This window comes from Desulfotomaculum sp. (assembly GCA_003513005.1).
Taxonomy (GTDB): Bacteria; Bacillota; Desulfotomaculia; order Desulfotomaculales; family Nap2-2B; genus 46-80.
Genome location: DOTD01000090.1, coordinates 1 through 25,985, shown reverse-complemented (window position 1 = coordinate 25,985; position 25,985 = coordinate 1). Strand labels below are relative to the sequence as shown.

The following is a 25,985-nucleotide window of genomic DNA, read 5'->3' as shown; positions in this document are numbered from 1 at the left end:
AACACCTCCAAGCACCCATGAAGGCGCAATTGTCCGCCCGGCGCTTTCCACGGCAGGTTCAAAGCATAAAGTCAAAGCCAGTTCCATCCGGCTCAAGCCCGGAAAGCGTTCTGTCGTCCAACGGATCAATTCAAGATCCTTTTCTGTGAAAAGACGATCTCCGATCCAAAATGGCGGGTTCCATCGTGGCTCCGTAACCTATCACCCCAACGCTATGATACAACCACGCCATCAAATTGTTAACCCCTATCACATTAATTTATCGCGGCTCCTTAAGTACGATTTTGAGCCTTCAGCGACTCTCCAAAGTTAATAGAAAAAGCAGTCTCAATGCCAAAAGAGCTATGTTGTCAGCTAAGCAGATGCGGTAGGCAAGCAAGAACCGTCCCTACTTGCCTACTTACTATCCTTGACAGAGGAAGGTCTCCGTCGTAAACTGGAAATACCGGATATAGTAACATTAAGGGGTGATTGGCAAATGCCGGTTTATGAATTTAAATGTATGGAATGTGAGAGCCGTTTTGAGAGGCTGTGCCAGATAGGCGAGACGGGCCAAAACCTCAGCTGCCCAAAATGCGGCAAACCGGAACCATACAGGGTAATGAGCAGTTTTGAGACAGGCGGGAAAAATGGCGGCGATTCCGATACTTTCGCAGGCAGCAGTGGAGGCTGCGCCGGGTGCAGTTCAGGCAACTGCGCAACCTGCGGCCATTAATTATAAAACCAAGCTCAACTTCGAGCCTGAATAAATTGAAAAACGGTTATGTGTTTTACCATAACCGTTCCTTGTTTTTAGGATTATTTTTATCCTGGTTCAGATCAACAACATCCCTTAGATCAACCAGGATAACATCCATCCCGATTTTTTTTATTTTCTTCCAGGGAATAACAACTTCCTCTTCACGGCCGAAAAATGAAACCAGCCGGCTGGGGCCGGGCATGATTATCGAAGTAATGCAGCCCTGCTCCAGGTTGATGTCAATATCCTTTATAGGTCCAAGCCTTCTGCCGTCTGCAATGTTGACGACCTCGCGAACTTTTAAATCGGATATCCTTGCCATTGCCCGCGCCCCCTCAAGATATTTATATATGAGAAAGGCGAAATATATGAATTAAAATGATCTAAATAATCTGATCCCGGATAAAAAGTCCAGTATTTTAAAACGGAATTCAACAGGCGGTTCCGGACCAGCCGATACCAGGGTCCAGGAAAGGCCGGCGGCCGGTTTTTCATGCTTCAAAGAGCCGCTTGCCGGAACAGTCTCCGGAATACTTAATTTAAAAGCAGGCGCCGCTTCTTTCAGCGCAGGGCTTTCGCCCTTGTTTTGTGTAGAAAGTTCCTTTTTCTCAATCGTTTTTAACGCGCCAGTTCCCTTAACTTGAGCAACTCCGCCGGGATCGATAAAACACAGCGGCGGGAATAAAATGCACCACCAGTTCGCTCCTTCACCACGGCCCAGAATTATCCTCAGCGCTTCGTAATTACCCGCAGGCAGCGTAAAATCGTACATCTGACCCTGATACCTTTTGGCAGGAAATATAAAGTTACCTGTTTTTACAGTTACGGGATAAGCCTTGCCGGAATCAGCGACTTCTTGGGCAGCTAGCTGCCGTATAAATCCAAGATTCTCCCTGACAACCTTCCTGGCCTGATTGACGTCATGAACATTGCTGAATTTATCAGACATCGTAATGATTACCTGGTCGCGCACACGGTACTTCAGAGCCTGATCGTTAGGGTCATTGCTGTTGGCGATTACATGAAGGCGGATCAGATTGCTGCCAACAGCGGGAATGTGCGCTCTCGACGCCTCGTTGACGTTTATCCGCCAGGCAATAAGAAAACTGACTGAAATAAGAACTGCCGATACCAACATAATTGAACGTAACTTATTAATCATTTAATAACCACCCTTTTTTAGTGTAACCAACCTCTATCCGTTTTAAACCTTACAGGTGCTTGCGCATGTGATTAAGCGCCGCCTTTTCGAGGCGGGATACCTGGGCCTGTGAGATTCCTATTTCCTCCGCTACCTCCATCTGGGTTTTGCCTTCATAGAAGCGCAGAGTAAGGATGTGTTTTTCACGCGAATTGAGCCTGTTTAGGGCATCCTGAATAGCGATACCTTCGAGCCAGTGGTGATCTTCGTTCTTTTCATCGCTAATTTGATCCATTACAAAAATAGGGTCGCCGCCGTCATGATAAATTGGTTCGAATAAAGAAACGGGATCCTGGATTGCATCCAGGGCAAAGACTACTTCTTCACGGGGCAGTTTCAATTCCAGCGCTATTTCATTTACCGAAGGCTCGCGGGAAAATTTGTTGACCAGCTTGTCCCTCACCTGTAATGCCTTGTAAGCCATATCCCGGAGTGAACGGCTTACCCGTACGGAGTTGTTGTCCCTTAAATAGCGCCTGATCTCACCAATAATCATTGGAACAGCATAGGTTGAAAACTTTACGTTCTGGGAAAGGTCAAAGTTGTCGATTGCCTTCATCAGCCCGATGCAGCCGACCTGAAAAAGATCATCGACATATTCGCCACGGTTGGAGAATCGCTGGATTACACTTAACACAAGCCGCAGGTTGCCGTTGATTAATTTGCTGCGGGCATCGGGATCGCCGCTCTGCATCGCCTGGAACAGCTGGCGCATCTGGCTTCCTGTGAGTACGGGGAGTTTTGAAGTATTTACACCACAGATCTCCACCTTATTCACCAGCATGCTTTAACCTCCACCAGTTTTGTCATCAAAATGCCTTGCTGCAATAACCTCATTATTACCCCGTCGATAATTGTTTATACATGTAGAAAAAAGGTGTAACTATCCTCAGGAAGGTCAACTGCCTACGTGCTTAATAATCGCCTCATATACTTGTACGAACTCGTTCACCCTCGAGCTCGGTTAAACTTAAGCGCTATGCGCCTCAAACAGTAACCTGGCTTATCCTTAAGGTTCACTCGTTCTTTGAATGAAAGCTCAAAATCGCACTTAAGGCATTGCCCTCCCTTTGGATGAATTTACTGATTACTTATAAAAAGGCGCTTTTTTATTGTTGAGTGTTTTGGAATTGGTTATTATATAAGAAAATCCATCTGTTGAGGTGGCGAAGTCTTATCAAAAGAATAGCCCGAAAAAAAGAGAAGTTATGCCTTAACTGCGGTTTCTGCGGTACCTACCTGCATTGTCTCGATGCTGAAGAAGGGTGCACGGGATGCGGCGCCTGTCTTGCCGCCTGCCCGAACCGGGCGATATATATGGAAAGAAACCCGGAAACCGTATACAAAACGGTCCTGATTGACGGCCGGCAGTACCAGTTTACTGACCAGTTGACTGTTCTTCAGGCGCTTTCCAAAGCGGGATATAACGTTTCCCATTTTCCGGAGGAGGGCAGGATTTACGCTCCCTGCCGGACCGGCGGCTGCTGGAGCTGCACGGTACTTATAGACGGAACTCTTAAGCCGTCATGCGTAACAACTTTAAAAGACGGCATGGAAATTATCACCGACCGGAAAGCGATTGAAGCAATGCCGCCTTTGCGCCAAATAGCGGCTGTCAAGGCCCATCCCGTGGGAGGGGTCGGCACTCCGCATACCTTGCGGAAGAAATATCAACTGACCTCCGGAAGACCCTATTACACCGAAGTGGGTGCTTTCACTCAGGGCTGCGTCCTCCGCTGCCCGACCTGCCAGAACTGGCCTTATACATATTCCTCGCGGGGTACGCCGCTGACACCCGGGCAGGCTGCCGGAATTATTGATTCAAAAGCAAGAGACTATAACCTTAAACGGATAGCCTTTACGGGCGGCGAATCGACCATCAACAGACGCTGGCTGGTCGAAGTTCTGAAAAAACTGAAAGCTCTGAACCCGGATGGAATTAACCTGCATGTTGACACAAACGGCGCGCTGTTGACGCCGGATTATATTGAACAGCTTATTGCCGCCGGCATGACCGATATAGGGGTTGATCTTAAGTCGTCCCGTCTGGAAACTTATCAGAAGGTAACGGGTATTAAGCACCCAGCCTTTTCACGAAGGTTTTTTGAGCAGTCCTGGGCTGGAGTGGAATACCTGCTGAAAAACTGCGCCGGCAGAATATTTGTCGGCCTGGGCATTGTTTATAACCGGTCCTTAGTCCCATTGGAGGAAGTTAAAGAAATTGCCGGCCGCATTATTGAACTTAACCCGTCTGTTCAGGTCTGCCTGCTGGACTACCGGCCCGAATTCAGACAAAGGGACATTTTTCAGCCATCGGCCGGTGAGATGTTCGATGTTTGGAAAACACTGAAAAAAATGGGTTTGGAATGCGTTCTCTGCCAAACAACAGCAGGTTATTACGGGCCTTGAAAAAACAAAAATTTTTTATTTTAACGATATTCAATTCTGTTGACATATTTTAAAAAGATAAAGTATACTTGAATTAAAGTTGACTAATTAAGTAAGGTTTTTAAATAAACACTCCCGGGGAGGTATAAAAATTGATCGAGCGCGTCAAGATGGTCGAAGGCCTAACCAATGAGGAGTTTTTAAATATCACCCGCCAGAAATTCAAGAATATGGTCAAGGACGCCAAACCCCTGATGACCTGGTTCAGCCTTACCGAGGAATGCAACCTTCACTGCAAGTATTGCTTCGCCGATTCCCATAAGCCCTTGGAAGGCGAACTTTCCACCAGGGAAGCTTTTAAAGCCCTCGATAACATCGCCAAAGCCGGTACTGAGGCGGTAGTATTCGGCGGAGGGGAACCGACACTCCGCAAGGATCTGCTGGAGATTGTCAATTATGCGGTAAAGAACCATGACATGTTCGCAGCCATTAACACTCACGGTCAGGCGCTGACCGACAAGCGTTACGTCCGTGCTCTGGCCGCAGCAGGCGTCAACCAGGTCAAAATAAGCGTTGACGGGCTGGAAAACAGCCATGACTGGAATAGAGGAAAAGGGACCTTTAAAAACTGCATCCAGGCGTTAAAGAACTGCGTGGAAGAGGAGTTCCCGAGCATATGGCTAATCGCCACCGTTTCACAGGTAAACTTTGATGAGGCGCCCGAACTGATTGAATTCTGCGCCAAGTTGGGCGTGGAAGTCGGTATGGTCCAACTGCTTCCCCTGGGCAGGGCCAATGATCTTCAAAAATTAATGCTTACTAAAGAGCAGGTCAGGGAATGGCAGAGAATAATGTTTGAAAAGAAAAAGTTTTACGGCGGCAATAATGTGCTGTTTGAAAACCGCTATCAGATTTGTGAGGATGAACGTTCCCTGAAAGTGGCCATCGACCCCAATAAGACGGGGAACTTTGTAGACAGTCCGGTGGGGTGTATTTCGGGAATCTGGCAGTACCTGGTTGGAGCGGACGGTAAGATCTTTGTCGGTGACGTGATGGCGCCGGAAACCGATATCGGCAATATAACGGAAAAATCCCTTAGTGAAATATGGCAGAATTCCGAGCTGATCAAGCTTTTAAAAGACAGAGAAAAGTTAGGGGGCAGGTGCGGCAAGTGCCATTTAAGATATGTCTGCGGCGGCTGCAGAAGAATGGCTTTTGGTTTATCGGGCGATATCATGGGCGAAGATCCGCAATGCTGGCGATAATCAAAAACACGCCGCAGGGCGCAGCAATTCATCAACCACAGACCGCCGAATTAAGTTCTTTCTTAATGACATGAAAAGAAAACTCGCATTATTTTTCAATATAAAAATAAGATACACCCTATTTTGCATAGGGTGTATCTTATTTGTCCCGGAATTATACGTGATCCCGGAAATCTACTTCGCCTTCTTCGTATTTGTCGCAAGTTGAAATTATCTTAAAAACGCTGCTCCTTAAACCAGATCTTCCGCGCTGACGTTGATAAAGTCGAAGTCTTCGGCGCCGAAATCCTGTTCGTTTCTGGCAATGATTGTATCCTGGCCGTACTTGGAGATGTCGACAAAACGTGCGCTGAACCCGGAAACGCGGACGATCAGGTCCTGATGCTTTTCAGGCTCCCTCTGCGCCGCCAGCAGCTCGGCGTTGCCCACGCAGTTGAACTGGACATGGTCGATGTTCAGGTCATACCAGGTGTTCATGTAGGCGAGCCAGATCTTGAAGCCGTGCTTGCTCCTCATGATCGGAACAGACAGGCGCTGGTTGAGCAGGTTCGCTTTCTGGGTGGTGGAGTCAACCTTGGATACAGACTTCAGAACGGCTGTCGGGCCTTTTTTGTCGGCGCCCATGTACGGGGAAATTCCACCGTCGTCGCAGGCCTCGCCGCCGTACCTGCCTTCCGGGGTCGGGCCTGTACGTGAACCGACCTCCATGTAGAGGCCTACCGCCTGGCCGACAGGCATGACCGGGCCGCCGGAGTAGTTGGTGATCTTCCTCATTTCGCCGGAGATTATATTCTCGTAGAACTTCTTGATGATGGCATCAGCATACTCGTCGTCGTTGCCCCACTTGGGAGCGTTGACGAAGTCGCGCCGCATTTCCTCGTAGCCTTCCCAGTTGGCGTACAGAGCGTCAAGCATCTGTTCCATCGTGTATTTCTTCTCGTCATAAATGAGCTTCTTCATGGCGACCATCGAGTTGGCGTCAACCACGGTGGTAATGGGATTGTGCCAGCCGTTGGGCTGCTCGGAGAGATCGCAGGCGTCTCTGCCGAGTTCCATGCAGCCGTCATCGATTCTTGAGACGAAGGGCAGTTGCAGGATCCTGGCTTCCCAGTAGCGGGAAACGTCCTTAGCCCTGATTGATATGCTCACTGTGTACTCGTACTGTACTCTGAAGGCTTCCCAGAGCTTTTCGAAGGTGTCGAAAGTCCTGGGGTCGCCGGTTTTCGGGCCCAGCTGGGTGTCTGAATAACTCCAGTCATAGCCGTCGTTCAAAGCAATCTCCAGGATCTTGGCCGGGAAAATCGAGCCGCCGCCCTCCGACCTTGTCTTCTGGGTCTTCCTGCGGCCGGCCAGGCCCGGAGACATGCACAGAACGTTGCACCAGTCGTGGGCTTCTTCGGGGGTCGCCCCGTTGTTGTTCTGGCTTGGTCATTCAGAGCGTCGTTTTTAATTGAAGGGAAACCCATGCCGTCCCTGTTCAGCCCGCCGATGGTCAGGATGAAAAGGTCGTTGGAGCCAGGGAAGATTTCCCGGTTAACCCTTGACTTGCCGGCGCCGTGCTCGGAACACTTCAGCCGCTCGCACTCGAACAGCTCGACAGCATCCTTGTGGGTCATGGTCTGGAAGGTTTTGTCAATTACGATGGCCTTGTAATACGGCCAGCAGAGCTTATCCTCTTTGTGGGCCATGCCGCTGGCATAGTGCTTAATGGCGTGGCACATCAGGTAGACATACCACTTCATCTGCATGACGTCCCACAGCCGCTGGCTAATCTCAGCCATTTGCAGCAGTTCTTCTCTTCTTACGGGGTCGGTTTCAAAGCTTTCGGCGACGATCCTGCAAAGCCTGGCATGGCGCCTTGCCCAGCTGATCACAGCCTTGTCGGCCATAATCATAGAACTCCAAAGGCCGATTTTTTCCAGTAGCGGCAGCCTCTCCGGAGCATCCCAGCGCGGGCGGCCAGTTCGGCTCTGGTCCTGTCAATGTTGGCCTGGGCAAGCTCAATCTTTTTCAGCAGGCCGTCTTCAGCAACAGTTTCGTAAGGAGGAACAATGCTGTTGAAACCAATGGCAAAAGCCGGCGCTTCCATTGAGGCCCACCGGTACATACGTTCAATTTAGTTAATTAAACAGTAACCGCCAAAATTCTTAGATATTAATCTTTACCGGTTCGTCGTCGGGAAGCGGCACAGTGTTCACTATGCCTGGAATCCCCTCTTCATACTTGCCGCAGGTTGTATTGTTAAAATCTTTAATCTTTCTTACCCAGGGAGTACCTGCTCTTGTTTTGTAGCCGACGCAAAAACCATTATCCGGGTCTCTGGAATCTTTCCGCCCCCACTTGCATTTTGCACACGGTTTAGGTGTTCCCGGCACTATGCCAATCTGGACATTTTTTTTCTCAGCATCTTCCACAGCAAGACACTCCTTTTTCAGATCTAAGACGTTCTTTGGTAAGTTTAAGTTACGGGCATGTACAGACACGGCAACCCCTGCAATGGCCCATCATACTGCTGACCACTTTCGGCATACCGTATTCATAGCGCCCGCAGGTGCAATTATGAAAATCCTTGATTTTTCTTACCCAAACAGTGTCTGCGTTTGTTTTGTAAGCAATGCAGTAACCCCTGGACATGTCCCTGGAGTCCTGGCGCCCCCAAAGACACTTTGAACAAGAAGACGGTGTTCCGGGCACATAATTTATCACAGCCGAATTTCTAAGGACAGTTGTTCCCTCCACCGTTGAAATTCCTTTCCTTAATTAAAATATCAGTTAGTATCAGCAATCCTATTAGGAGAGGCTTTGTGCGGTAACTCCCGACAAACCCCCGACAGTACATTCAAATTTATGGGCGCGGGCAACAGGCGCCATAATTTTCAGCAGCTCGACGACATCCTCTCCGAATAAAGACTTAAAATCCCTGTATTTGTAATTACCCAGCCTGCCCAACAAGGCGTATTTATTTTCAGCATAGCTGTGGAAAGGAAGAATATCCACCGCTACTATCTTCCCGGGCAGAGTAGCGATATAGCTTGCGTAGGCCTCAAAATCTTCCTTTGAATTGTTAAAATCGGGAATGATAGCCAGCCTGATCCTTATATTTGCTCCCGCGCGGACTAGATTTTCAATATTAGTCAAGATAACTTTTAAGTCACCTTTAATTATCTCTTTATATTTTACTGGATCCATGGTCTTGATGTCACAAAGAAAAAGGTTTGCTAAAGGAACAAGCTCAGCAAGGTGGCTCCACCGACAATAGCAGGAGGTATCGATAGCAAGGTGCACAGCCTCCTCCCACTTCAGCCTTTTGGCCAGTTCCGTAGTATATTCCGGGAAAAACAGTGGTTCGCCGCCGCTGATCGTCACCCCTCCTCCGGAATTCTGAAAAAACGGCCTGTCGGAAACGGCTTCCTTGATAACCTCATCCATTGTCATTTTAGTCCCGACCAACTGCCTGGCCTCGTATAAACAGGCTTTGACGCACTCACCGCACCCCGTGCACTTGTTCCTGTCGAAGCGGAGATTTATTTCTCCTCTTTCTTTTTCTATGTAAGTGGCGCCTGTAGGGCAGACTTCGGCGCACTTGCCGCACCCGGTGCACTTATCCAGAAAGTGGTTAATCTCCGGTTTTACCGACTGCGTTTCCGGATTATGACACCAGGGACACCTTAAAGGGCATCCCTTTAAAAAAATAGTCGTGCGCAGGCCGGGTCCGTCCTGAAGGGAATAGCGCTGGATGTTGGTGATGAGGGGTTCCCTGACGCGCTTCCCGGTATCCTGGTTTATTTCTTCAGAGGTCGTTGTTGACGACATCAGCCTCATCTCCTTAATTATATTTTCTTCCCAAATTGAGCAGCTTTCCGAACTTGGCGGGAAATTCCTGCAGGTTATCAATGAATTCAACCTGTCTGCCGTACTCTTCCCTCAATGCCGATTTGTTGCTTTTTGAGCATCCGTAACCCATAGTCATCAGGCTTATTCTTTGCTTCTTGCAGTATTCGATGGCATATTCCACATTGCAGCCCCAGTTGGAAGCCCCGTCCGTAATGTGGATTATGTATGGACGCCTGGTTTTCGTCCTGATTAAGGTCGCCGCTGCGATAATTGCCTCGCCGGAAGCGGTCTTTCCCTGGGGAAGCACTGTGTAGAGCTCGTTGTCGCCCCTGGAAAGCTCGGTTAATAGACAGGCGCCCTTGGTCTCGTTATAGGAAAATATCCTGGCATTCTTATTAATATTAGATAAGGCCGTATAAAGGACTTTAAAAATCATCTGGATGGTGTTCCATTTCGGCCCGCCCATTGAACCGGAAGCGTCGATGACCAGGATGATGTCGTTGCTCATTTCAAATTCGGTCTTTTTGTACATGAAAACTTTTCCGTTGATTGGCGCCCTGTACAGCCGCCGCTTGTCAATTTTTCCGCTTTCCATGCCCCGGCTGATTATTTTCCTTTTGTCCGCCTTGGTATTGATCAGGGCCTGGATCTTCGTCAGAAGGCTCATATCCACGGGTTCCCTAAAAGGCAAAACGATATCATTGATCTTGATAGGAACGACTTCGGTGTCGTCATGGCAGATCAGCCTGATTTCATCGGTTATATCCGCGCTCTTGCTGACCAGCGTTTCCATTTCCTTGGCGTAGTGGGCGATGATCGCCTTGAATTGGCTCTTGTCTTCAACAATATCTTCGGCGATGGTGCGCGGGATCATCTTCTTATCCCTGATATCGGTTACCCAGAAACCAAAGTTCGCTTTCAGGTCCTCATAAATGCTCAGGTAAAGTTTGGCCCTTAATTCACACCGCTCCACAACGCTGCTGATCCGGGGAACTTTATTAATTAAATCGCTGACAATCGAATTCAGGACGAGCAGAGGCTCAGTATAGAAACGGGACAGGTTGTACCCGTAGTAACCGTACATCTCGTCCTCAAACTCATTCTTGTAAGCCTGGCCCGTTCTCTCCGCAGCCATAAGCCACCACAGGTGCAACAGTTCGTCGACCGTGGGGGGTTGAAGAAAGTTCTTTCTTCTCACGTCAAACGTATACTCGCGGTATTTTTCCGTATAACGCCCGAGAATCCAGCGGTTGGAAATAATATCCACGTAGACATCTTCCGCCATCTCTATAAAAAGGGCAAAGCGGCGGTCGTAACGGAAGGAATCCTCGTCGTGCAGTTCCTTGTTTAGCGCTTTAGCCGCAAGGTTTTTCGCGCGATCGCTCCATTCCGTGTTTTTGTAACCTAGGTGAATGGCTTCCCCGATGGCGATATCGGCTCTGCTCGGAGGAACCGGGTACCTTCCCAGCACAGCGGAAGGGTCTAAAAAGATCACGTTGCTTTCCGTAGGTTCCATGCCGGACCAGAGGATGGTTCCCACATTTCTGCCCATGTACGCCGTTATCTTTTCAATGCCTTTGAGCAAGAAAACGAGCTCGCGGAATTCCACGGGCGATTTATTCTTCCGCCAATGTTCGGAAATCCCCTCTTCACCGGGTATGTAAAAAGAACTGATAATATCCTCTGGTTTTACAATCTGGGGATATTTGATCATGTTCTCCCCTCTTTCGCTTTTAAAGTCGGCCTGCTATCTAAAGAGAACGAATTCACTGGCCAATTCTGCGTCGATGTCTTTCCTTTCCATATGCATGGTAAGCAGAATTGATTCAAGGTGATCCCTGTCGGTCTGCAGGCTGTATATAATCGCATCCCGGATGCTTACTCCGACTGCCACCAGTTCCCCAATCATCAGGGTTGTTCTTGTTGAAACATCCATCGGGGTTTGCGAATTTCCCCTTAATTTATTGATCAGGTCAACTATTTCCTCGGCTTTTTCCTTGTCCACACCTGTCTTTTTGACTAGGACTTCAACTTCCACTTCAGCCGGGATGTAATCCATCAGGATCGTGTAAAAGCGGTCCCTCAACGCCGGATCGAGCATCTCGGTGCCTACATATTCCTCTCCTTCGTTCATCGTTGCAAAAAAGACAACGCTTTTCGCTACCTGGAGCAGGCCAAGTTCATCCATCCAGACCTGTCTGTCTTCAGCAAGCAGGGAAAACAGCATATTCAGCGCCTTGGGATGTTCTGGCCTGTTGATTTCTTCAAGGTGAACCACACATCCGTCCGTCTGGATCGCCTCCGGGAAAAGAAACGGCTTGTAACTGGTTTCGCCTTCCCTTAAGGTATATTCTCCAAACAACTGCCCCGGCTCGGACAAAATACCAATCTGAAAGGAGGCCAGCGGCCTGTTGTATACGGCGGCATATTGGCGGACCAGGGAAGACTTGCCGCAGCCCTGTCTTCCGGTTACCAGAACATTAACGGGCTTTTTTTCAGATATAAGCCTTATTTTATCGATTATGTTCCTTGTTTCCCGGCTGACATAAAAAAAAGGGTCTGCTTCCGGCACTAATATCTTATTTTCTGTGCTCATTTTTTGTCCTCCATTTTTTAATATAAACAACTTTTAATATAAACAACATACACCCTATTTTGCATAGGGTGTATGTTGTTTGTTCCGGAATTACACGTGATCCCGGAAATCTACTTCGCCTTCTTCAAAATGATCGCAGGTTGTATTGTAATAGTCGTGGATCATCCTTTTCCAGATGCCGCCCATTCCGGTCCTGTGACCGCCGATGCACTGCCCCTTGGCAGGATCTGTGGGGTCTTCGACTCCCCATCTGCATTTGAGACACGCCTTCGTGGTTCCCATTTCAAGTCTGACTCCGACCTTTCTTTTTTCAGCCAGCTCTTTTGCTTTTGAGACTAATTCGGACACCTATAAAACACCCCTTTATATTCAATTTTTACTCGAAATTATCTTAAAATAATGCTCCTTAAACCATTTCATCCGTGCTGACGTTCAGGAAGTCGAGGTCTTCGGCGCCGAAATCCTGCTCGTTTCTGGCGATGATGGTGTCCTGGCCGTACTTGCCGATATCAACGAAGCGGGCGCTGAAGCCGGAAACACGGACAATCAGGTCCTGATGCTTTTCAGGCTCCCTCTGCGCCGCCAGCAGCTCGGCGTTGCTCACGCAGTTGAACTGCACGTGGTCGATGTTCAGATCGTGCCAGGTGTTCATGTAGGCGAGCCAGATCTTGAAACCATGCTTGCTCCTCATAATCGGAACAGACAGGCGCTGGTTGAGCAGGTTCGCCTTCTGGGTGGTGGAGTCGACCTTGGATACGGACTTCAGAACGGCCGTCGGGCCCTTCTTGTCGGTGCCCATATATGGGGAAATTCCTCCGTCGTCGCAAGCCTCGCCGCCGAACCGTCCGTCCGGGGTCGGGCCTGTGCGGGAACCGACTTCCATGTAGAGGCCTACCGCCTGGCCGACAGGCATGACCGGGCCGCCGGAGTAGTTGGTGATCTTCCTCATTTCGCCGGCGATTATATCTTCATAGAACTTCTTGATGACGCTGTCGGAATAGTCGTCGTCGTTGCCCCACTTGGGAGCGTTGACGAAGTCGCGCCGCATTTCCTCGAAGCCTTCCCAGTTGGCGTACAGGGCGTCAAGCAGCTGATCCATAGTGTACTTCTTGTCGTCGTAGATGAGCTTCTTGATGGCGACCAGCGAGTTGGCGGCCACCACGGTGGTGATGGGGTTGTGCCACCCGTTGGGCTGCTCGGAGAGCTCGTTGGCGTCCCTGCCGAGTTCCATGCAGCCGTCGTCTATACTGGAGACGAAGGGCATCTGCAGAACCCTGGCTTCCCAGTAACGGGAAACGTCCTTGGCCCTGATGACCATGCTTATCGCGTACTGGTACTGTGCCCGGAAGGCCTCCCAGAGTTTGTCGAAGGTATCGAAGGTCCTGGGGTCGCCGGTATGCGGGCCGAGCTCGGTATCGGAGTAGCTCCAGTCGTAGCCGTCGTTCAAGGTGATCTCCAGGATCTTGGCCGGGAAGAGCGAGCCGCCGCCCTCCGACCTTGTCTTCTGAGTCTTCCTGCGGCCGACCAAGCCGGGGGACATGCACAGAACGTTTGCCCAGTCATGGGCTTCTTCGGGGGTCGCCCCGTTGTTGTTCTGGCTGAACCTGGCGTAATAGAGCATCTGGTGGGAATTTAACTCATCGTTTTTAATTGAGGGATAGCCGAGACCGTCCCTGATGCACTCGAAGACGAGACGTTTGGTCTTTAAGCGGCCTTTGGGGTTCCAGCGGAACATGATTGAAGGCTCCGTCGTCCGGATGTTCCGGGCGGCTTCCAGGATAGCGTCGGTGCAGTCGTTGCTGCCGTCCGTGCCGTCTCTATTCAGCCCTCCGATGGTCAGGATGAAGAGGTCGTTGGAGCCGGGGAAGATTTCCCGGTAGGCCCGTGACTTGCCGGCGCCGTGCTCGGAGCACTTCAGCCGCTCGCACTCGAACAGCTCGACGGCATCCTTGTGGGTCATAGGCTGGAAGGTTTTATCGATTACGCTGGCCTTGTAATAGGGCCAGCAGAGTTTATCCTCTTTGTGGGCATAGCCGCTGGCATAGCGCTCGATGGCGTGGCAGAGAAGGTAGACATACCACTTCATCTGCATGACATCCCACAGTCCCCGGCAGGGTTCAGCGGGTATCCTGTGGTTGATGTCGGCCATCTCAAGCAGTTCTTCTCTTCTTGCGGGGTCGGTTTCAAAGTTTTCGGCAACAATCTTACATAGCCTGCCGTGGCGCCTTGCCCAGCTGATCACTGCCTTGTCGGCGATGATCATGGATCTCCAGACGTCGATCTTTTCCAGCAGCGGCAGCCTCTCCGGAGCGTTCCAGTACGGGGCGGCCAGTTCGCCCCCGGCTTTATCAATGTTGGCCTGGGCCAGCTCAATCCTTTTCAGCAGCCCGTCTTCCGCCACTGTCTCGTAGGGGGGAACAATGCTGTTGTAGCCCGAAGCAAAGCTCGGCGCTTCCATCGAGCTGACCTGAAACATCTGGCCCAGCTCAAACGGCTCGAAGTAGGGCATGCATTTGGAGAGCAGCGAGTGCTTCATCCAGTAGTTGTTGATTTCCTGGGCTTCTTCCACCGGCTGCGGACAATACCTGGGGCTTTGAATATAATCCTGGGTGGCCAGGAAGGAAAGTTCCGGATACAGGGGGATCATACTCGGATCTTCGGCGTGGTAGCCGATGATCTTCTCGTCTTCCTGCAGAATGACAGTGCACTTATCCAAAAGCGTCTGGAGGCAGGTAGCCCTTCTTAAAACTTCCTTATTTCCATCGGATGCCCTATGTCCCTCGGTCCAGTAGCGCAGCCGCTCAATACCTCCCCTGACGCTGCTTTCTACAAACTCGCCGGCCGCAGTATGCTTCCAACGGCACCTCGCCTTGAGCCTCTTCGTCCTCTCGGTTGTCGGCTTAGCCAGATTTTCATGAAGATATTCATCTTCGATTGCTTCCTCAGCGGGGTTCTCATAAGGAAAATCAAGGGCTTTTCCCTTATACTCAATTGGCTTATGTCTAGTTGCCATGGATATCGTTAACCTCCCCATTTAAATTTTGGTTTTTTAAAGTTCTTGGACTACACTTTCTCAGCGAAAAAAGGACATTTGCTTGTGTCCATATCGCCCATCACGGGTTTGGAGAGCCAGTACTTGCCTTTTTCATCCTTTATTTCCCTGACGCAGTCTCCTTTCCCCTCTGCAAAATCATCTGCATTCTCGGGAACAGCGAAAAACGATTTGCACTCTGCACAGGCCGCCATTAAGTGTTCACCTCCCTATGTATTTTTGGTTGGTTGGTTGATTAGTATAAGTTTAAAATATACTAATCTGTCAGAACAATTTATCTATTCTTATTTTATAAGATACTTTATCATTAGGGGGCATGTCAAGTACTCTTCTTAAAATATTTTTAAAATAATTCCTGAAATTTAAAACTATTAAAAAGATATATTGGGAAATATTAGTCCAATTGGTCCTATAGGAACATTTTTGTCACAAATAGGAGTTATAACAGTAAGGAAAGCTGGTAGCGGCGCAGGGACTCGAACCCCGGACACCGCGGGTATGAACCGCGTGCTCTGACCAGCTGAGCTACGCCGCCTTAACTTGGAGCCATCAACCGGGCTCGAACCGGTGACCTCGTCCTTACCAAGGACGTGCTCTACCTACTGAGCTATGATGGCAAATACATTATCAAAGGAAATTCTTTTATGCCGTGAAGTGAGTTTAACATAAGAGTAAGGCCTTGTCAAGACAGGATGCCGCAGCTTCTATGCAAACTGATAAACAAAAATATATTCGAAAGATCGCGGCTTGACTCATAAAAATCCGCTCCTGGTAAACATTAAAATAAGCAACCCTTTTACACTTTAAGTACAAATATATAAAGAGGCGGTAGAATGAATAGATTGCGGGTTAAACCTATAGAACACCTGTTAGCCGAAAAAGAAGGCGGAACGCACCGGCTGGCAAGGACACTCGGATCGTTCGATTTAACGGCGCTTGGTCTTGGGGCAGTGATCGGCACAGGCATTTTTGTTTTAACGGGATTGGCGGCTGCACGCTATGCCGGCCCGGGTATAATCCTATCTTTTGTCATTGCGGCGGTAGTAAGCGGCCTTACCGCGCTAATTTATGCGGAACTGGCTTCTTCGATTCCGGTCGCCGGCAGCGCCTACACATTTGCCTATACTTCTCTGGGTGAACTGCTGGCCTGGCTGGTCGGCTGGAATCTTGTGCTCGAATACGCGGTCGCTTCGGGTGCGGTCTCCATCGGTTGGGGATCTTATTTAGTCAGCCTTCTTAAATCGGCCGGGATTACACTTCCCGCCGCCCTGACCACTTCTCCTCTGGCCGGCGGAATAATCAACCTTCCTTCCTTATTTATAGCCGCCGTGATTACAGCCCTGATTATTTCCGGAACCCAGCACAGCGTCGTTGCCAATAAGTTTATCGTGGGCTTAAAGGTAAGCATACTGATCCTTTTTATCTTCCTCGGATTCAGGCACATCGACACCGCCAACTGGAACCCTTTTCTTCCATTTGGAATTTCGGGTGTCTTTAAGGGCGCGGCAATTATCTTCTTCGCCTTTATTGGCTTCGACGCGGTTTCCACAGCAGCCGAAGAGGTTAAAAATCCCCGCCGGGACCTTCCCTTCGGGATTATCTCCTCACTTGCCCTGGCCACTATTCTCTATATTGCGGTTTCAGCCGTATTAACCGGAATCGTCAAATACCCTTTTCTTGATACCGCCTCACCCATGGCCAGCGCCCTTCTGGCTATCGGTTTAAACTGGGGTTCAGCGCTTGTTTCTGTCGGTGCCCTGGCCGGCCTGACCTCGGTAATGCTTGTTACAATGTATGGGCTGAGCAGGATTTTCTTTGCCATGTCCCGTGACGGCCTCCTGCCGCCGGTATTTTCCTGGGTCCATCCGAAACTGGCCACTCCTGTCCCGGACAGCCTGATTATAGGAACCATTGTAGCTTTAATGGGCTCTTTGCTGCCCATACAAATTGTGGCCGAATTAGCTAACATAGGCACTCTCTCGGCTTTCATGGCTGTTTCGATAGGCCTCATCGCGCTGCGGAAAACCAGGCCCGATCTCCCGCGGCCCTTCAGAGTTCCTTTTGTGCCCTGGCTGCCCCTGGCGGCTTTTGGATTTTCGTTTTACCTGGCCTTCAACCTGCCTGCCCTTACCTGGATCCGCCTGGTCATCTGGATTTTAATCGGCCTGGCCATTTATTTTGCATACGGGTACAGACATAGCAAGCTAAGAAGCGCACAGCCGGGACGGCTGCGGCCGGCGGATCTGAGAAATATGGCCCCCGCCCGGAAACCAGAAGAAAAAAGAGAAAAATAATCCCCGCTATAGAAACGGGGCAATGTTGTCGCATAGCTTAAATTCTATTCTTAATTTCATTCTTAATTTAGAAGGAAATCCCCTTAAAGGCATCTGTTTGATAGCTTTCTATCTCGCCATGGTCAGCCAGCGCTGCAAGTTCAGGATCAACGGGCAGCTTATCGATCAGCCTCATGCCGGTTTCCAGAGTAGTCTCGAAGACTTTGCTGGGCCCGAAAAGATATATTTCTTTGCCGCAGTCGGGGCACTTTAAATAACTCATGTTCTCTACCATGCCTAAAATTGGTATATTCATGTGCTCCGCCATTTTAACAGCTTTTTTAACCACCATCATGGCCAGGTCCTGAGGGGATGTCACTACGACCAATCCGTCTAAAGGCAAAGACTGCATGGCTGTTAAAGGTATATCCCCTGTTCCAGGCGGCAGATCGACAATCAAATAATCGAGATCTCCCCAAATAACATCCGTCCAGAATTGCTTGACTACGTTGGCAAGCACAGGCCCTCTCCAGATCACAGGTTCGTCCTCCTCGACCAGAAATAAATTTAAGGAGATAACGAGGATTCCTGTAGAAGTCTTGACCGGTAAAATGTGATCGTCCAGACTTTCCGGATGGGTATTTAATCCAAACATCTTAGGAATGCTTGGGCCGGTAATATCTGCGTCAAGTATACCAACTTTATAGCCCTGTTTCCTCAAACCAATGGCCATTAATGCGCTGACGGAAGATTTGCCTACTCCCCCCTTGCCACTTACTACGGCAATAACTTTTTTAATATTGTTGAATTCACTCTGTTCGATAACCTTGGGTTTATTATTACTCTCTGCTGCTGATGCTGCTGGACATGTGTTTTCGGACATTCAATATTTCCTTTCCTTCTTTAAATAATCTTTTGAAATATTTTAATAATTTTGCCATATGAGTTTTGTTTTTTAAATGTGACATGTTTGCAATCGACATATTCGAAAACGCTTTCTCTTTCCAGGTAATTCCCCCCTCTGATCAAGATTGTCCGTCCCTGTAAAGAGTCTCCGCAACTTTTTTCTTGCAGCCCGTAAAATCCGCTTAAAAGCCGGACGGCGCAAACACATTTTTCTTCCTATTGAACATATGCCCATAAATTTTATTGTAAAATGTCTAAAAATGCAACAAAAACTTTTCTGCCAGGGGGACGGGGTTGTTGACACACATTGCGGTCGCCCGGCTTCAAGTTTAATTTTATTATTGACTGTTGGTATGTTCATTATTTAATATGGTATCATCTACCCGGCTTTATGCTCAACTCTCGGAGTAAAGAAAATAAAAAACATTAATTTTAAAAAGGTGATGATCATATGTCCGATAAAGTCTCGTTAACGGAAATTGACCATTTAGAAATCCTTTCTGTGATGGATAATTACGCCGACGCAAGCCTCAGCTCTTCTCCCGTTGTGGAAAGGTTTGGATTTTACGAAAAAGGCAGGGTCAGATCCGACACCCTTTTTGCTGAACATGGATTCTCCTTGCTTTTAAGGGCAAAAAGAGGGAACGAAGAAAGCGCGGTTATTTTGGATGCGGGATGGTCAGGAGAAGGAGCAATCCATAATCTTAATCTGCTCAACGTCAATTTATCGGAAATACAGGCCTTGGTTTTGAGCCATGGCCATATAGATCACTTCGGAGGATTAACCAGGCTGGCCGCTGCAATTGGAAAAAACTTTTCTTTAATCTGCCACCCGGAAGTGTTCCAAGATTTGCGCATACGTCTAACACCCAGCGGGGAGAAAATTAAATATCCGGTGTTGAAGAAGGAACAACTGGAGGCCTCAGGAGCGCAGGTTATCGAAAATAAACAGCCCATCCTTTTCGGAAAGGGATTTTTTGCCGCAACCGGTGAAATCCCGATGATCACAAAGTTTGAACAGGGCACTTCGAACTTATTCCTTGATGACGGCATAAACCTGGTCAGGGACGATGTTTCCGAGGAGCAAAGCATCGCCGCCAATGTGCGCGGCAAAGGGCTGGTCGTTATTTCCGGCTGTGCTCACCGGGGAATCATTAATACAATTGAACAGGCCCGGAAAATGACCGGAATAGAAAAAATCTACGCGGTGATAGGAGGTTTTCACCTCGGCGGCCGGCTTTCCGGACAAATTATTGATCCAACTGTACGCCGCCTGAAAAAAATAGACCCCGCCTTGCTGGCGCCCATGCATTGTACCGGCTGGGAAGCCATGCATATTCTTGCCGGGGAATTTGGCGATTCTCTTATTTTAAACAGTGTGGGAAGCCTGTTAAGATTATAGGTTTTCTTTGTCCAACGCCGCCTTCAGCAGTTCTCCAAGGTTATTTCCGATGGAGTCCTGGTCGCTGTATCTGGCGATCAGCCTTTGGTTCATTCTGCTCTCGTTTTTGGAAGCCTGAAACCCAAAACCGTCGCTTTCCGGCTGCCGGTGTCCGCAGGCCCTGTCCTGGCAGACAAGCATTCTGCCTCTTTTGCCCTTGACAAGCAGCATAAATTTACTGCAGACAGGACACTTTGTTTTGGAAATATTGTCCGCTTTGTACGAAGAAACCGTGTCCGTGGCGATGCTTTTAACCAATTCAAGCGCATTTGAGCGTATATCAGCAATAAATTCGGTTTTACTGCCCTCGCCCCTGGCAATATTGGACAGCCTCTGCTCCCACTGCGCAGTTAATTGAGGTGATTTTAACGCCGGAGAAACCAGTTTAATTAACTGTATACCTTTGGATGTAGGGGTGAGTTCCTTGCCCTGGCGCTCAATATAGTTGTTGTAGAGCAATTTTTCGATAATCTCGGCGCGGGTGGCCGGTGTTCCCAATCCGCATCCCTTCATTGTTTCACGCAGTTCTTCATCTTCAATAAACTTGCCCGGGCTTTCCATGGCGGTAAGCAAGGTAGCCTCGGTGTAGCGGGCGGGCGGTTTGGTCTTCGCCTTGTTGATTTTAATACCTTTCACCTGCTTAGGGGCGCCTTTTTTAAATTTCGCCAAAACCTGCTCGGGAAGGGCTTCATCATTTAAAGTATCTTTTTCATCAGTTTTGGAAGTTACCAATCTCCAGCCCTTATCTTTGACAATCCTGCCTCTGGAGTAGAATTTTTCCCCGTTTACTACGGTAATCAATATGGTTTGATCATACCGGTAGGGAGGGTATAAAACAGCAACAAACCTTCTGGCAATTAAATCGTACAAATTTCTTTCTTCCGCATTCAAGGACGCCAAACGTAAAGACTCTCCGGTGAGGATTATCGCATGATGGTCGGAAACCTTGCTGTCATCGACAAAGCGTTTTGAAGTTATTAGGGGTTTGAGCAGGAGCGGCTTCACAAAGTCGGCATATGGAGGGACAGCGATGCTTTTTAGCCTGGCGGGCAAAGTGGGAACCATGTCCGAAGTAATATAACGTGAGTCGGTCCTTGGATAGGTAACAAGTTTATGCTGTTCGTATAAGTCCTGTAAAACAGAAAGTGTCTTCTGCGCCGAAAATCCGTAACGCTTGTTGGCATCTCTCTGCAGTTCGGTCAGATCGTAAGCAAGGGGAGGCGGTTCGCTTTTGCTTTCCGTCCGGATATCCTCAATTATTCCCTGATGACCCTGCAGCTTTGCAGCTAACGCTTCTGCCCTTGTGTAGTCAAAAATACGGCTGTTCCCTTTCTTATCCCGCCAATCTCCGAAAAAGTCTCCGAAATCCGCCCGGACAGTCCAGTAATCAACCGGAATAAATTGTTTTATTTCCTCCTCCCGGTTAACAATCATGGCGAGTGTCGGAGTTTGAACCCGCCCTGCGGTCAGTTGGGCGTTGAATTTGCAGGTTAACGCCCTGGTTACGTTTAACCCGATTAGCCAATCAGCCTCGGCCCTGCAAACGGCAGCGTCAAACAGATTATTATAAGAAGATCCGGGCTTTAAATTGGCAAACCCCTCCCGAATGGCGGCGTCGGTCTGGGATGAGATCCACAGGCGTTTGAAAGGTTTTTTCCAATATGCGGCAGCCATGATCCAGCGGGCCACCAATTCTCCTTCACGTCCGGCGTCCGTGGCAATGACCAGTTCTTTTAGATCTTCCCTTTTCATAAGATTTCTGACTACCTGAAACTGGTGGGAAGTCTGCCTGATTACTTTCAGCTTCATGTTGGCCGGCAGCATGGGCAGGTCTTCCAAAGCCCAGTTCTTATATTTCTGATCATAATCTTCAGGTTCGGCAAGGGTAACCAAATGACCCAGCGCCCAGGTCACCACAAATTGAGGTCCTTCCATAAATCCCTTATTTTTCATACCGCAGTTTAAAACCCTGGCAATTTCCTTTGCTACACTGGGTTTTTCAGCAAGCACAAGCGATTTTTTCATTACCCCTCCTGTTTGACTGTTATCCCTTAAGCTTAATAAGCGAATACCGTCCCTCGTTCCGGATAAATTCGGGCTCGGATGAGTTAATAACACTCTGCAGCACATCTTCAGCCCATGATTCCGGTATTGAACCCAGGGTCCTGATGGCAAGTATCTTTTTTTCAACTGACGGCGAATACATACGATGAGCGGTATTGTTATGAGGATTAAAATAATAAATAAAACCTTTACGCACCGGAGAACCGTAAACGTGAATAGTAACTGAAGTGTTGTTGTTCACGGCCTGCATCTGGTGAATACCTTCATTCAGAGCCAAAACATAGGTTGTTTCACCGGGAGAAAGGGTGGCGTCAGCCGTCTGGACAACCTCGGCAAAATTGCTGTCGCTCCCGTCATCCACCCGGGCAAACTTTCTTTCCCTTATTTGATTTATATGGGCGCCTACGATACCCCAGGCGCCATGGTCATGAATGGGATAAAAAACATTTGGCTCCCAGATAAAGGCCCGGACAGTAAACAATTTTTCAGGGCTGCGGTATATCTGAATATCGTTGGGGTCAATGGAATGCCATTGTGATTTCAGAAAAGCATCGTCAAGAGCCAATTTTGACAACACTGGTTTGAACCAGTTGGGATTAGAAACAAGTTGGCTGAGCATGCCCCGGCCGTTTTTCAGCAGGTCCGGCCATTCCGGTTTGTCTTTCAGCAAAGTACTGAACTGTTCTGCGAATTGTTCCAGGTTATTAATTTCCATGATCATTTCCCCCGCTTTCATGATTTGTTTTTACAGCATTGGCTCGGTCTTCCTTACTCCAGCTTCCGTATTTTCGCACATGATTCCATGACTTGTACCTCGGGTCGTCAGGATAAGCGGCCAGCGCTTCTTTTTCATCAAGGTACTTTTTCATAATGCCCTTTTGTTTATAGACAAGCCGATCCTTCCCGACAGGGCAGACTTTGGTGCATATCCCGCATGGATACGTTTTTTCATTAACTAATTCAATATGCCACTCCAGGCAGGAAAGCATATTAAAGTCGCTTTTTAGTTTATCCTCACTTATAGTTATCGCATCCACAGGGCAGCATTTGGCGCAGGCGCCGCACTTGATGCAGACGTCTTTTTCAATCACCGGGTCGGATTCCAAAGGTTCAGAGATAAAGACAGACACAAAACGCACCCGGGAACCAAACTCTGGAGTAACCAGGCAATTGCTTAAACCGACAGTCCCCAAACCCGCATATTTAGCCGCCATTTTATGGCTGAACGCCGCCGTTGGCTTGTATTTTAAAAGCCTGAGGCTGCTGTAACCGTCCCGTGTGAAAAAATAAGCGGCGTTTCCTGCGCGGACCAGATAACGGACAAGGTTGAAGGCCATTGCATCAAGAACACTGTTTGAGGTTGTATAGGTCTCTTTGTGCAAAATGGAAGGTGTTGTTTCAACAATCGGAAGCGGCATGCCCACTCCTAAGACTATTACTGTACGCGCTGGTTCCCAGAGCGATTGGGGCCTGAATTGGGAAGGGACTTCATTTTCCTCGTCCCACCGCTCAACAGACGCAAAACCGATTAGATCTGCGCCTGCGTCCCGGCAAAATTGTTTAATGCTGTCTTTAAGTCCGGTATTTGGAGCCACTTTATAATCCCACCTCTTAATCAAAGGAGGATAAAGCCATTATACTACAAATTACTCGTCTTATCTTCATCTTTTAATTATCACCCCGCAATTCCTTGCGGCGCTTTAATTCTCTTTCATAAAAACAGCTCAACCCTTAGAAACCTTACAATATTTCGATTGTCTGCTATAATTTTTTAATGCGTGATTTCCAGAAACGGGGTTTTCTTTTTTCAAAAAAAGCCTGCTGGTCTTCCTTTATTTCCAAACCGGTGAACCAGTCAGGATACATCAAACCGGACAGTTTACCCAGGGACCCGGCCAGATAATCAATTTCCATGTCAAAACTGGTCTTCAGTACTTCTATACATCCCGGTCTTAAGGCCAAAATTTCCTCACACCATCTGTCTGCTTCCTGATCAATTCTTTCCAGGGGGACAACCATATTGATTAATTTCATATCCAGCGCCTCCTGAGCGGTATACCGGCGGCAGAGCATAAAAAGTTCACGCGCTTTTTTGCTCCCACTACCCTTACAAAATAAAAAAGCAACCGTTACTATCCTGAAAATAATTTGCATTAGGGAGGACAACTACCTGCGTGCTCATGTTCGCATTACCTACACTCCGCAAATCTTTCGCTTTGCTTGATTCTTATTTGTTGCCATTTAATATTCGATTACTTTTATTTTTTACCTTTAAGACATTGCAGAGAAAAAGACAGCCGGGCTTCCTGGAACGGTCCCGGCTTAAACCTGGTATAAAAGATCATGTATCTAAGATTGATTCACAAGCTTATTAAAGTCAAAAATAATAAATTCCTGGCTAATCCCAAGTTAGTGGTCTAAACGGACTGCTTCTCCTAAAATAATTTTTTTAATCGTACTATGATTTGTTATTTTTTAAAAGGATTTTCAAACAAGGACGAATTTCCGAGCCCTGCTTCAATTTCTATCAGCCGGTTGTATTTTGCAATCCTTTCACTGCGGGATGCCGAGCCCGTTTTTATCTGACCGCCGCCCATGGCTACAGCAAAGTCAGCCATAAAAGTGTCCTCGGTTTCTCCGCTGCGATGCGATATTACATATCCCCAACCTACTTTGCGGCATAAATTAATTGCTTCAATTGTTTCGGTTACGGTACCTATCTGGTTAAGTTTTATTAAAACGGCATTCGAGGCTTTTTCCTTGATGCCCCGCTCAATAAACCTGGTATTAGTCACATATAGATCATCGCCAACAACCTGAATGCTATCCCCTAAAAGAGCGGTATGTTCAACAAACCCCTTCCAGTCATTTTCCGCCAGGCCGTCTTCAATAGAAACTATGTGGTATTTGTCAACCCAATCTTTATAGAATAAATTCATATCAGCGCTGGATTTTTGACCCTGACCGGATTTCACAAGGTTATAAGTATCATTCTCAAAGAAAGAGCTTGCTGCGGGATCAAGCGCTATGGAGATGTCAATCCCGGGCTTATAACCGGCTTTCTCTATAGCGCGAATGATCAATTCACAGGCCTCATCGTTGCTACCAAGGTTAGGAGCATAACCTCCTTCGTCGCCAACACTCGTCGCATAATTTTCTTCCTTTAGAATGCCGCCCAAAACATGAAAGGTTTCGGCCCCATAGCGCAGCGCTTCAGTGAACGTTGGAGCGCCAACAGGCATAATCATGAATTCCTGGAAGTCCACACTGTTATCCGTATGTTTCCCCCCATTGAGGATGTTCATCATTGGAACTGGAATATGTACAGCTCCGGGGCCGCCCAAGTATGCGTAAAGAGGCAGTCCCGCCGCTTCCGCCGCAACACGGGAGACAGCCATCGAAACACCTAAAATAGCATTGGCCCCAAGAATACTCTTGTTGGAAGTCCCGTCCAGTTCGATCATCAAGTGATCAATTATTGCTTGCTGGAAAGGGTCCATACCGACAAGTTGGGGGGCAATAACTTCATTAACATTCCCAACGGCTTTTAAAACTCCTTTACCGCCATAACGCTGCTTATCCCCATCTCGAAGCTCTATTGCCTCATTCTCCCCCGTTGAGGCTCCGGAAGGAACAGAAGCCGAGGCGGTAATCCCGTTATCAAGGCCGATAAAAACACGAACAGTCGGATTGCCCCGGGAGTCAAGAATTTCAATGGCTTTTACTGATGTAATCTTTTTCATTGTGCAGATCTCCTTTTTGTTAAAATAAAAAACTCCTCCAGTTTTACTGTAGGAGCTTAAAACTCTAAAAAGTTACTCCTACTCTTATTTTCTTCCATAGCAGGAGTCATCAACCAATCAGGTATTTCCGGCGGAACCCCATCACCTTTTATAATTTTCAAGCCTAAGACATTTCCCTTTATATAGCATTATCATCATAATGTCAAGGCAATCCTTAAAAAACTTTAAAAAAACAAGCTTGAAAGGTTACTATTCACAGCCCAAAAAATAGACATGCAGAACAAGGCTAATTTCTAGCCTTGTTCTGCAGTATTAAGAATTTCTTCCAGTTTGAAAGGATCCCCTCTGCAAAGTCGAAGCATTGCATAGAATTCATTAATTCCGTTCCTGTAACACGTTTCAAGATAGGATTTGATATTGGCATAGAATGATGCAGTTTTAACATTTTGAAACTGCCCGGATATCTTCATTTTTGATTTTGAG

22 protein-coding genes, 2 tRNA genes and 2 pseudogenes are annotated in these 25,985 nt (G+C 48.0%); 6 read left to right on the top strand and 20 right to left on the bottom strand.

Going from position 1 to position 25,985, the window contains the following annotated elements:
• The first annotated feature begins 478 nt into the window (after positions 1–478).
• Positions 479–715, top strand: coding sequence for a zinc ribbon domain-containing protein (locus DEH07_11650; GenBank protein HBY05134.1), 237 nt, complete (start codon positions 479–481; stop codon positions 713–715).
• Between the two features lie 55 nt (positions 716–770).
• On the opposite strand, the gene DEH07_11645 is transcribed toward DEH07_11650, so the two are convergent.
• The 3 genes from DEH07_11645 to sigG are packed head-to-tail and all read right to left on the bottom strand — an operon-like array spanning position 771 to position 2,724.
• Positions 771–1,061, bottom strand: a complete 291-nt coding sequence (locus DEH07_11645; protein ID HBY05133.1) for a YlmC/YmxH family sporulation protein — start codon at positions 1,059–1,061, stop codon at positions 771–773.
• Between the two features lie 51 nt (positions 1,062–1,112).
• Positions 1,113–1,901, bottom strand: coding sequence for a stage II sporulation protein R (spoIIR, locus tag DEH07_11640; GenBank protein HBY05132.1), 789 nt, complete (start codon positions 1,899–1,901; stop codon positions 1,113–1,115).
• A gap of 49 nt (positions 1,902–1,950) precedes the next feature.
• Positions 1,951–2,724 carry an RNA polymerase sporulation sigma factor SigG gene (sigG, locus tag DEH07_11635; GenBank protein HBY05131.1) on the bottom strand — a complete coding sequence of 258 codons (774 nt, stop codon included), beginning with the start codon at positions 2,722–2,724 and terminating at the stop codon, positions 1,951–1,953.
• A 335-nt stretch (positions 2,725–3,059) separates the two neighbouring features.
• Between sigG and DEH07_11630 the strand changes: the two genes are divergently transcribed.
• Positions 3,060–4,349 carry a pyruvate formate lyase-activating protein gene (locus DEH07_11630; GenBank protein HBY05130.1) on the top strand — a complete coding sequence of 430 codons (1,290 nt, stop codon included), beginning with the start codon at positions 3,060–3,062 and terminating at the stop codon, positions 4,347–4,349.
• Positions 4,350–4,480: 131 nt separating this feature from the next.
• Positions 4,481–5,593, top strand: a complete 1,113-nt coding sequence (locus DEH07_11625) for a hypothetical protein (protein ID HBY05129.1) — start codon at positions 4,481–4,483, stop codon at positions 5,591–5,593.
• A gap of 231 nt (positions 5,594–5,824) precedes the next feature.
• On the opposite strand, the pseudogene DEH07_11620 reads toward DEH07_11625, so the two are convergent.
• The 10 genes and pseudogenes from DEH07_11620 to DEH07_11575 all read right to left on the bottom strand — a co-directional run bounded on the left by DEH07_11620 (position 5,825) and on the right by DEH07_11575 (position 15,692).
• Positions 5,825–7,700, bottom strand: a pseudogene (locus DEH07_11620) (benzylsuccinate synthase subunit alpha).
• Positions 7,701–7,803: 103 nt separating this feature from the next.
• A pseudogene (locus DEH07_11615) lies at positions 7,804–8,007 on the bottom strand (benzylsuccinate synthase subunit beta).
• A gap of 376 nt (positions 8,008–8,383) precedes the next feature.
• Positions 8,384–9,487, bottom strand: a complete 1,104-nt coding sequence (locus DEH07_11610) for a benzylsuccinate synthase subunit delta (protein HBY05128.1) — start codon at positions 9,485–9,487, stop codon at positions 8,384–8,386.
• A complete protein-coding gene (locus DEH07_11605) occupies positions 9,420–11,141 on the bottom strand; it encodes a VWA domain-containing protein (protein HBY05127.1) in 1,722 nt (573 codons plus the stop codon). Before DEH07_11605 ends, DEH07_11610 begins: the two co-directional genes overlap by 68 nt.
• Before the next feature lie 33 nt (positions 11,142–11,174).
• The gene (locus DEH07_11600) at positions 11,175–12,023 is read right to left on the bottom strand and encodes a CbbQ/NirQ/NorQ/GpvN family protein (protein HBY05126.1); all 849 of its coding nucleotides are present in this window, start codon (positions 12,021–12,023) and stop codon (positions 11,175–11,177) included.
• A gap of 90 nt (positions 12,024–12,113) precedes the next feature.
• Positions 12,114–12,305, bottom strand: a complete 192-nt coding sequence (locus DEH07_11595) for a benzylsuccinate synthase subunit beta (GenBank protein HBY05125.1) — start codon at positions 12,303–12,305, stop codon at positions 12,114–12,116.
• A gap of 124 nt (positions 12,306–12,429) precedes the next feature.
• Positions 12,430–15,036, bottom strand: coding sequence for a benzylsuccinate synthase subunit alpha (locus tag DEH07_11590; GenBank protein HBY05124.1), 2,607 nt, complete (start codon positions 15,034–15,036; stop codon positions 12,430–12,432).
• Positions 15,037–15,086: 50 nt separating this feature from the next.
• The gene (locus DEH07_11585) at positions 15,087–15,269 is read right to left on the bottom strand and encodes a benzylsuccinate synthase subunit gamma (protein HBY05123.1); all 183 of its coding nucleotides are present in this window, start codon (positions 15,267–15,269) and stop codon (positions 15,087–15,089) included.
• 264 nt (positions 15,270–15,533) lie between these two features.
• Positions 15,534–15,610 (bottom strand) — tRNA-Met (locus DEH07_11580).
• 6 nt (positions 15,611–15,616) lie between these two features.
• Positions 15,617–15,692, bottom strand: a tRNA-Thr gene (locus tag DEH07_11575).
• A gap of 216 nt (positions 15,693–15,908) precedes the next feature.
• Between DEH07_11575 and DEH07_11570 the strand changes: the two genes are divergently transcribed.
• Positions 15,909–17,369, top strand: coding sequence for an amino acid permease (locus DEH07_11570; protein HBY05122.1), 1,461 nt, complete (start codon positions 15,909–15,911; stop codon positions 17,367–17,369).
• Positions 17,370–17,436: 67 nt separating this feature from the next.
• Here DEH07_11570 and DEH07_11565 read toward each other — a convergent pair whose 3' ends face one another.
• Positions 17,437–18,231, bottom strand: coding sequence for an ATP-binding protein (locus tag DEH07_11565; GenBank protein HBY05121.1), 795 nt, complete (start codon positions 18,229–18,231; stop codon positions 17,437–17,439).
• 148 nt (positions 18,232–18,379) lie between these two features.
• Here DEH07_11565 and DEH07_11560 point away from each other — a divergent pair, with 148 nt between their 5' ends.
• Positions 18,380–18,622, top strand: coding sequence for a hypothetical protein (locus tag DEH07_11560; protein HBY05120.1), 243 nt, complete (start codon positions 18,380–18,382; stop codon positions 18,620–18,622).
• An 83-nt stretch (positions 18,623–18,705) separates the two neighbouring features.
• Positions 18,706–19,656: an MBL fold metallo-hydrolase gene (locus tag DEH07_11555; protein ID HBY05119.1), complete on the top strand. Its 951-nt coding sequence runs from the start codon at positions 18,706–18,708 to the stop codon at positions 19,654–19,656.
• Here DEH07_11555 and DEH07_11550 read toward each other — a convergent pair.
• The 6 genes from DEH07_11550 to DEH07_11525 all read right to left on the bottom strand — a co-directional run.
• Positions 19,651–21,720 carry a DNA topoisomerase III gene (locus tag DEH07_11550; protein ID HBY05118.1) on the bottom strand — a complete coding sequence of 690 codons (2,070 nt, stop codon included), beginning with the start codon at positions 21,718–21,720 and terminating at the stop codon, positions 19,651–19,653. The two genes, DEH07_11555 and DEH07_11550, sit on opposite strands and share 6 nt — an antisense overlap.
• Before the next feature lie 19 nt (positions 21,721–21,739).
• Entirely contained in the window at positions 21,740–22,474 is a 735-nt protein-coding gene (locus DEH07_11545) for a hypothetical protein (protein ID HBY05117.1), read from the bottom strand.
• Positions 22,464–23,354 carry an epoxyqueuosine reductase gene (locus tag DEH07_11540; protein HBY05116.1) on the bottom strand — a complete coding sequence of 297 codons (891 nt, stop codon included), beginning with the start codon at positions 23,352–23,354 and terminating at the stop codon, positions 22,464–22,466. Before DEH07_11540 ends, DEH07_11545 begins: the two co-directional genes overlap by 11 nt.
• A gap of 166 nt (positions 23,355–23,520) precedes the next feature.
• On the bottom strand, positions 23,521–23,913 hold the full coding sequence (locus DEH07_11535) for a hypothetical protein (GenBank protein ID HBY05115.1): 393 nt from the start codon (positions 23,911–23,913) through the stop codon (positions 23,521–23,523).
• Between the two features lie 314 nt (positions 23,914–24,227).
• A complete protein-coding gene (gene eno, locus DEH07_11530; GenBank protein ID HBY05114.1) occupies positions 24,228–25,502 on the bottom strand; it encodes a phosphopyruvate hydratase in 1,275 nt (424 codons plus the stop codon).
• Between the two features lie 293 nt (positions 25,503–25,795).
• Positions 25,796–25,985: hypothetical protein (locus tag DEH07_11525; GenBank protein ID HBY05113.1), on the bottom strand; the 190-nt coding region annotated here is incomplete at its 5' end.

Coding starts and splice junctions, on each gene's coding strand:
- sigG (HBY05131.1), bottom strand. CDS start 2,724: ATGCTGGTGAATAAGGTGGAGATCTGTGGTGTAAATACTTCAAAACTC.
- DEH07_11650 (HBY05134.1), top strand. CDS start 479: ATGCCGGTTTATGAATTTAAATGTATGGAATGTGAGAGCCGTTTTGAG.
- DEH07_11570 (HBY05122.1), top strand. CDS start 15,909: ATGAATAGATTGCGGGTTAAACCTATAGAACACCTGTTAGCCGAAAAA.
- spoIIR (HBY05132.1), bottom strand. CDS start 1,901: ATGATTAATAAGTTACGTTCAATTATGTTGGTATCGGCAGTTCTTATT.
- eno (HBY05114.1), bottom strand. CDS start 25,502: ATGAAAAAGATTACATCAGTAAAAGCCATTGAAATTCTTGACTCCCGG.
- DEH07_11645 (HBY05133.1), bottom strand. CDS start 1,061: ATGGCAAGGATATCCGATTTAAAAGTTCGCGAGGTCGTCAACATTGCA.
- DEH07_11605 (HBY05127.1), bottom strand. CDS start 11,141: ATGATCAAATATCCCCAGATTGTAAAACCAGAGGATATTATCAGTTCT.
- DEH07_11545 (HBY05117.1), bottom strand. CDS start 22,474: ATGGAAATTAATAACCTGGAACAATTCGCAGAACAGTTCAGTACTTTG.
- DEH07_11595 (HBY05125.1), bottom strand. CDS start 12,305: ATGGGAACCACGAAGGCGTGTCTCAAATGCAGATGGGGAGTCGAAGAC.
- DEH07_11590 (HBY05124.1), bottom strand. CDS start 15,036: ATGGCAACTAGACATAAGCCAATTGAGTATAAGGGAAAAGCCCTTGAT.
- DEH07_11585 (HBY05123.1), bottom strand. CDS start 15,269: ATGGCGGCCTGTGCAGAGTGCAAATCGTTTTTCGCTGTTCCCGAGAAT.
- DEH07_11565 (HBY05121.1), bottom strand. CDS start 18,231: ATGTCCGAAAACACATGTCCAGCAGCATCAGCAGCAGAGAGTAATAAT.
- DEH07_11600 (HBY05126.1), bottom strand. CDS start 12,023: ATGAGCACAGAAAATAAGATATTAGTGCCGGAAGCAGACCCTTTTTTT.
- DEH07_11550 (HBY05118.1), bottom strand. CDS start 21,720: ATGAAAAAATCGCTTGTGCTTGCTGAAAAACCCAGTGTAGCAAAGGAA.
- DEH07_11535 (HBY05115.1), bottom strand. CDS start 23,913: ATGCAAATTATTTTCAGGATAGTAACGGTTGCTTTTTTATTTTGTAAG.
- DEH07_11555 (HBY05119.1), top strand. CDS start 18,706: ATGTCCGATAAAGTCTCGTTAACGGAAATTGACCATTTAGAAATCCTT.